Source organism: Janthinobacterium sp. GMG2, assembly GCF_033949445.1.
Classification (GTDB): Bacteria; Pseudomonadota; Gammaproteobacteria; order Burkholderiales; family Burkholderiaceae_D; genus Janthinobacterium; species Janthinobacterium aestuarii.
Map to the genome: position 1 here is coordinate 422711 of NZ_JAXAWA010000005.1, position 6384 is coordinate 429094.

Here is a 6384-nt window from a genome sequence, read left to right on the forward strand (position 1 = left end):
GAGAACCATGAATCCCGATTTCCGCTCCAAGGCGATGCTCGAAGCGCATATCCTGCACACGATGCACTTTTATCACCCGCGCGCCATTGACCCCAGCGGCGGCTTTTATCACTTCTTCCTCGACGATGGCACGGTGTACGACGCCAGCACGCGCCACCTGGTCAGCAGCACGCGCTTCATCTTCAATTACGCCATGGCGTACCGCCGTTTCGGCGGCGACGATTACCAGGCGGCCCTGCGCCATGGCGTGGCCTTCCTGCGCGACGTGCACCGCGACCCGGCCACGGGCGGCTACGCCTGGCAACTGTCGTGGAAAGACGGTGTCAAGACGGTGGAAGACGGCGCCAACCACTGCTACGGCCTCGCTTTCGTGCTGCTCGCCTATGCCCACGCCTTGCAGGCGGGGATGCCGGAAGCGCGCGCCTACCTGGACGAAACGTTTGAATTGATGGAGCAGCGTTTCTGGCTGCCCGAACATGGCTTGTACGCGGACGTGGCCAGCGCCGACTGGTCTGCTCTGGATGGCTACCGTGGCCAGAACGCCAACATGCATGCGTGCGAAGCGATGCTGGCCGCGTTCGAAGCGACGGGCGAGGCGCGCTATCTGCACCGCGCCGAAACCTTGGCGCACAACATCACCGTGCGCCAGGCGGGTCTGGCGAACGGCATGATCTGGGAACACTACACGCCCGACTGGGCTATCGACTGGGATTACAACCTGCACGACAAGAGCAATATCTTCCGTCCGTGGGGCTACCAGCCCGGCCACTTCACGGAATGGGCCAAGCTGCTGCTGATCATGGAGCGCCACGCCAAGTTCATGGCCGGTCCGTCCGACTGGCTGCTGCTGCGCGCGCGCGAACTGTACGACACGGCCCTGGCCAAGGCCTGGGATGGCACGCATGGCGGCATCCACTACGGTTTCGGCCCGCACGATGAAATCTGCGATGGCGACAAATACTTCTGGGTGCAGGCGGAAAGCTTCGCCGCCGCCGCCGTGCTGGCCGCGCGCACGGGCGACGAGGCCTACTGGCAAAGCTATGACAAGATCTGGGACTACAGCTGGAAGCACTTTGTCGACCATGAACACGGCGCCTGGTACCGCATCCTGACGCCCGAGAACCAAAAAATCAGCAAGGAGAAAAGCCCGGCCGGCAAGACCGATTACCATACCATGGGCGCCTGCTATGAAGTGCTGAACGCGATTGGCGGTGCGGCATGAACACCTCTTTTCCAACTTTTGTGTCGGCCGGCGAAGCGCTGACGGACATGCTGCGCACGGGCCCTGACACGTGGAGCAGCCAGGTGGGCGGCTCGACCTGGAACGTGGCGCGCGTGATGGCGCGCCTGGGCGTGCCCAGCGCGTTTGCGGGCGCCGTCAGCCGCGACGTCTTCGGCGATGCGCTGGCCGCTGCCACCGGCGTGGCGGGCCTGGACATGCGCTTCCTGCAGCGCCATGCGAAGTCGCCGCTGCTGGCCATCGTGCATGAACTGCATCCGCCCACGTATTACTTCATCGGCGACGACAGCGCCGACCTGCATTTCGACGCGGCGCGCTTGCCGGCCGGCTGGATGCAGGGCGCGCAATGGGTGCATTTCGGCGGCATCAGCCTGGCGCGCGAACCGCTGGCGGGCAAGCTGGTGGCCCTGGCGCAGGAACTGAAGGCGGCTGGCGTGAAGATCAGCTACGACCCGAATTTCCGCATCATGATGGATGAACGCTACGACGCCACCCTGCGCCGCATGACGGAGCTGGCCGACGTGATCAAGGTGTCCGATGAAGACCTGGCGGGCCTGTTCCGCCACGGCGACATCGATGGCGCGTTTGCCATGCTGCGCAGCTGGAATCCGCACGCCACGTATTTATATACGCGCGGCGCGCAGGGCGCGGCCCTGTACCAGGGCGAACGGACATGGCAGGCGGCGCCACCCGTCATCGAGGTAGTCGACTCGGTGGGGGCGGGCGACGCCAGCATCGGCGGCTTGCTGTACAGCCTGATGTACCGCCCGGATGCCGACGGCGGCCAGCACTTGCGCTTTGCCGTCGCGGCCGGCGCGGGTGCCTGCCTGGCGGCCGGCGCCGCGCCGCCTTCGGTGGAGCTGGTGCAGTCGCTCGAGACACGCACGGTCGTCAGTTAAGTCAAGGTTGGCCTGATCTGCATCAACAAGGTAGCCGCATTTACGCTTGGCCTACCTTGTTGTAAGCAATGCTCCTACATGGCTACCGCAGGGTGCTGCCTACAATGTCTACTTCGTGCTGACACTTGGAGACAACATCATGGCCACCCAATCACCTCAGGCAGCTTCCGTTTCCCAAACACAGGCAGGCATGCCGGACATGGACGCGATCGAGCTGCTGACGCAAGACCATCAAACCGTCAAAGAACTGTTCGAACAGTATGAGGGCCTCAGCGACCGTTCGCTCGTCAGCAAGCGCAAGCTGGCCCTGAAAATCTGTGAGGAACTGAGCAAGCATGCGATGGTGGAAGAAGAAATCTTCTATCCCGCCGTGCGCGACGCCAGCCGTTCGAACGAAGACTTGATCGATGAAGCCACCGTTGAGCACGCATCAGCCAAGGAGCTGATCGCGCAAATCGTCGCCATGGCGCCCGGCGAAGACTTGTATGACGCCAAGGTCAAGGTACTGTCCGAGCAAATCGATCATCACGTGCTGGAAGAGGAGGGCGAGATTTTCCCGCGCGCGCGCGACGCGGAAATCGATCTGGAAGCCATGGGCAGCCAGATCGCGGCGCGCAAGGCGGAAATCGAGCTGCCCGACATGCAGGCGTGAGCGTCATGGATGCGCTTGGCTAGCGCGGGCGTCCCGTCGACGCGCGTTCCATCAAGGTAAACGCCATCAAATGATGTGTGGCCGTCGCCGTTTCCCCGGCGCGGCGCTGGCGGATTTCGTCGATGACGAGACTGACGGCGGCGCGCGCCATGTCGGCGATGGGCTGGTGGATGGTGGTCAGCTCGGGCCAGACCGTGGTGGCGACGGGCGTGTCGTCGAAACCGCACACGCTCAATTCCGCCGGCACCTGCAAGCCCATGCCGTGCGCCACGGCCAGGGTGGCGGCGGCCATGTCGTCGTTGCTGGCGAAGATGGCGCTCGGGTGCGGTGCTTGCGCCAGCAACTGGCGCGCCGCATCGAGCCCCGAACGATACGTAAAGTAGCCTTGCGCCACCCTGTGCGGCGCCACTGGCAAGCCCGCTTCCCGCATGGCGTCCTCGAAGGCCTGGCGGCGCAGCAGGGCGGGCGTGTGCGCCGGGTCGCCTTCGATGAAGCCGATGTCGCGGTGGCCCAGCGCGATCAAATGGTGCGTCATGGCCAGCGCGCCTTCGTAGTCGTCGATGCGCACGGCCGAGACGCCGGGCGAGGGGCGCGCCGTGGCCACGGCGATGGCGGGGATGCCCATCTGGTTCAGTTGCGCCAGTACGGCGGGCGAATCGCACAGGGGCGGCGGCACGAGGATGCCGTCCACGCCGGCGGCCACCAGGCAATCGATGCCGGCGCGCTGGCTGCCCTGGTCTTCGCAGCGTTCGAGCAGCAGCTGGCCGCCGCCCTGGCGGCACTGGTCCATGGCGCCGACGAGGAATTCGCTGAGGAAGGCGGCGCTGGGGTTGCTGTACAGGAGACCGATGCGCAGGGTGCCCGTGCGGGCGGCTCTAGCCGCCAGGTTGGGCTGGTAGCGCAGGCTGGCGATCGCCGCCTCGACCTTGTCGCGCGTGGCCGTGCTGACGCTGGCGCGCCCGTTGATCACGCGCGATACCGTCATGGCCGACACGCCGGCCACGCGCGCCACGTCGTGCACAGTGGCCCCGCTGGCGGTGTCTGGTGCGGCGTGCGCCGCCTTATTCGAGGTGACCACCGAATTTCAGCTTGCCGCTGATGCGCATGCCGTGCAACTGACCTTCTTCCAGCTCGGCGGCGCTGGTGCGCTGCGCCGTGTCGCGCCGCGCCAGTCCCACCGACAGGATATCGAGCATCATCAACTGCAGCAGGCGCACGATCATGGGCACGAAATTGAGGTTGCCTTCCGGGTGGTTCAAGGTCAGCAGCACGTCGGCCAGCTTGGCCAGCGGCGAACCGCTGGCCGTGATCGCCAGCACGCGCGCGCCGCAGCCCTGCGCCACCTTGACGGTGCGCAGCAGGTCGGGCAGGGCGCCCGAGCGGGAAATGACCAGCGCCACATCGCCCGGTTTCAGCATGGCGGCGCTCATTTCCTGCGCCTGCGGGTCGGCAAAGAAACTGCTGACGATGCCCAGGTTGAGCAGCTTGTGCTGCATGTCGTCGGCCACCACGCGGGCGCTGCCCACGGCCAGCAGTTCCACGCGCTGCGCGCCGCGCAGCAGTTCGATGGCTGCCGTCAGCGCTTTCACGTCGAGCATGTCGCGCATGGCCAGCGCGGCCGAGGCATTATTGCCCAGCACCTTGCGCGCCAGTTCCGCGTCGGAGTCCGAGATCTCCACGTGGCAGTGGGCCACCGTGATGGCGCCGCCCGTCAGGCCGGAGGCCAGCTTCAATTTGAAGTCGGCCAGGCCCTGCACGCCGATCGAGCGGCAAAAACGCATCACGGTGGGCTGGCTCACGCCCACCCGCTGGGCGATTTCCGCGATCGGCAGCGTGAGCATGGCGTTCGGTTCCTTCAAGACCCAGTCGGCCACCTTGCATTCCGATGGGCTCATGCGCCCGCGCGCCTGGCGCACGGATTCGAGCACGGGCGCGCCGGTATGGGCGCGCTTGAGCTTTTGCGCCAGGATGGCGGCGATGCCGAGGAATGTCGGCAGTTCGGCCGTGATCAGGAAGGTGGGAATCTGCGCCAGGTATTCGTTCAGGCGGCCCTTCTGTTCGAAGCGGGCGCGGAACTGCGACTGTTCGAACAGGGGGCCCAGGCGCGGCACGATGCCCCCGCCTATATAGATGCCGCCCAGCGCGCCCAGGGTCATGGCCACGTTGCCGGCGATGGAGCCGAGGATGGCGCAAAAGCAGTCCACCGCTTCGAGGCACACGTCGCATTCATTGTTCAGGGCGCGGCTGGTGATGTCGGCTGCCAGCAGCAGCGGCGCATCGGGCTTGCCGGCGCGCTCGGACAGGGCGCGGTAGATCAGTTCCAGCCCCCGTCCGGAAGCGAGGCGCTCGGCCGAGACGTGCGACAGCTCGCGCCAGGCGAAGGACAGCACGTCCATCTCGCGCTGGTCGCACGGAGCGAAGCTGACGTGGCCCCCTTCGCTGCCCAGCGCGATCCAGCGGTCTTCGGCGGGGATCATGCCCGACACGCCCAGGCCCGTGCCCGAACCAAGCAAACCGATGACACTGTCGGCGCGCGCCATGCCGCCGCCGATCTGCTGGCGCTGGTCGGGCCGGAGGTAGGGCAGGGCCATGGCCAGTGCCGTGAAGTCATTCACCACCAGCAGGGTGTCGAGGCCCAGTGCGGCGCGCATCGCCTCGATCGAGAAGAACCAGTGATGGTTCATCATGCGGATATTGTCGTCGTCGATGGGATTGGCGATGGCGATGGCCGCATGGCGCACGCGCGCCGAACCGGCAGCGCGCGCTTCGTCGCTGTCAATATATGCGGTGATGGCGTCGAGCAGCGACGCGTAGTCGTCGCAGGGCAGCACGGCGACCGCTTCCAGGTGGCCCTGGCGCGTTTCCAGCACGAAGCGGGCATTGGTGCCGCCGATGTCGGCCAGCAGGCGCGGGCCTTCACTGAAACGCTCCGCCGGATCGCTGCCTGCTACTTCCATTTTTTCATCAATTTTCATGGCGGTGCCTAGTCTCGTATGCGTGCACGGTCGTGGCCGCGCACTGTCGTTATGGCAAAAACCAAGGATTTTAATTCGTATACGTGCCGCGTGCCGAAAAATGCGGGGTGCTTGCGCAAATGCCCGCCCACAGTGCCAGATGCTGCGGTGTCGGCGGGAAAAATCAGGGCAGTCAACCCGTATATCGGTACGCAAATAAAGTGTCGCAGAGTAGTCGTAGGATTACAACATAATATGTTGATATTTGTTCGTAGTATAGTTACTATGTCCCTGCTGGAAAGAATTCTGGCCAGTACATTCGGCCACGAATGACTAGATAAAAAATAACTACTGAGGAGACTTACCATGCTGCATCGCAACATGTTGAAGGCCGTGTTGAAAACACTGCCAGCTGCCATCGTCTTAGCCATCGCCAGCGGTTCCGCTGCCGCCGATCCAATGTACCCATCCGACTCCGAAGGTTTCCACGGCTACCTGCGCGCTGGCGCCGGCAGCAACACTTCGGGCGACGGCGGTTCGCAAGGCTGCTTCGGCCTCGGTGGCAACACCATGAAATATCGTCTGGGCAATGAGTGCGACGCCTACACGGAGTTCGGCTACACCAAGTCCGTTGCCCAA

At 64.8% G+C, this 6384-nt stretch carries 6 protein-coding genes; 4 read left to right on the forward strand and 2 right to left on the reverse strand.

Annotated features, from left to right (window positions below; all coding sequences use genetic code 11):
• The first annotated feature begins 7 nt into the window (after positions 1-7).
• The 3 genes from SKZ59_RS20445 (at position 8) to SKZ59_RS20455 (ending at position 2791) form a co-directional block, all read left to right on the forward strand.
• Positions 8-1222 (forward strand): AGE family epimerase/isomerase, encoded by a 1215-nt coding sequence (locus SKZ59_RS20445; RefSeq protein WP_319992788.1) that lies wholly within the window; start codon positions 8-10, stop codon positions 1220-1222.
• Positions 1219-2139, forward strand: coding sequence for a carbohydrate kinase (locus tag SKZ59_RS20450; RefSeq protein WP_319992789.1), 921 nt, complete (start codon positions 1219-1221; stop codon positions 2137-2139). Before SKZ59_RS20445 ends, SKZ59_RS20450 begins: the two co-directional genes overlap by 4 nt.
• A gap of 199 nt (positions 2140-2338) precedes the next feature.
• Entirely contained in the window at positions 2339-2791 is a 453-nt protein-coding gene (locus SKZ59_RS20455; protein WP_235502044.1) for a hemerythrin domain-containing protein, read from the forward strand.
• Positions 2792-2810: 19 nt separating this feature from the next.
• On the opposite strand, the gene SKZ59_RS20460 is transcribed toward SKZ59_RS20455, so the two are convergent.
• Positions 2811-3869: a LacI family DNA-binding transcriptional regulator gene (locus tag SKZ59_RS20460; RefSeq protein ID WP_072454596.1), complete on the reverse strand. Its 1059-nt coding sequence runs from the start codon at positions 3867-3869 to the stop codon at positions 2811-2813.
• Positions 3853-5766 (reverse strand): glucokinase, encoded by a 1914-nt coding sequence (locus SKZ59_RS20465; protein WP_070304396.1) that lies wholly within the window; start codon positions 5764-5766, stop codon positions 3853-3855. Before SKZ59_RS20465 ends, SKZ59_RS20460 begins: the two co-directional genes overlap by 17 nt.
• Positions 5767-6111: 345 nt before the next feature.
• Here SKZ59_RS20465 and SKZ59_RS20470 point away from each other — a divergent pair.
• A partial coding sequence (locus SKZ59_RS20470; RefSeq protein WP_319992790.1) for a carbohydrate porin occupies positions 6112-6384 on the forward strand: 273 nt, incomplete at its 3' end.